The 677-nt window shown below is 63.4% G+C and carries 1 pseudogene; it reads right to left on the bottom strand.

Features of this window, described 5'->3' with window-relative positions:
- Positions 1–59: 59 nt before the first annotated feature.
- Positions 60–383 (bottom strand): annotated as a pseudogene (locus tag ATY29_RS02535) (Mu transposase domain-containing protein); the annotation flags it as partial.
- Positions 384–677 lie beyond the last annotated feature (294 nt).

Raw genomic sequence — 677 nt, 5'->3', positions numbered from 1 at the left:
GGCATCCACGTCGGCATAAGTGGGGAATTTTACTTCGGCACTTCTGGGGAAAATTACGCGGCATTGACATGGCCCGCATGACGGATGATCACACGGCCTGCCAGTACCACGACCTGAACGCTCTCGCCGATCAGACGCCAAGGCACGGAGTAGCTGTTCGTGTCGAGGTCGATTGCGCAATCGGCCTGAACCTTGCGCATGAGATCCCGCAACTGCCCGAACGGCGCGCGGCCAGCCAGCGGGCGAAGCGCCCCAGCCTCCGCGGCAAAGCGTTCCGCTGGCGCTATGCCAGTCGTGCCGTGTTCACGCTGGTCGGCAACATCGCGTACCCACCGGTCCAGATGCGCTTCGAATGCCGCCCAGCTCTCGAACCGGCGGTTCGCACGATAGTAGCGCCGGCGACCGTGTGCCGCGTCGCAGTTCCGTGGGCGGTTCGATGCGAGTGACGCCGCAGTCGCTGGCGCCGGAGAGGGGTTCGGGGCAGCAAGACGTCGATGCCGCAACGGAGACTCTCGAGCTGGCAACAACACGGCAATCAACCGGCACCGAAGGACCTTCGGCTTGCAATGTACTGGGATGACTTGCTGCCGAGCGCGGACAACCCCCAGACCAACTTCAGTATCCATGGTGTGCCCTACACGGCCACTCTGGGGCCATCAGGCATGCAGAGCGACATT

Origin of the sequence: Rhizobium hidalgonense (assembly GCF_002914525.1) — a bacterium.
GTDB lineage: Bacteria > Pseudomonadota > Alphaproteobacteria > Rhizobiales > Rhizobiaceae > Rhizobium > Rhizobium hidalgonense.
The sequence above is the reverse complement of the archived record's forward strand: the minus strand, read 5'-3'. Positions and strand labels throughout refer to the sequence as shown.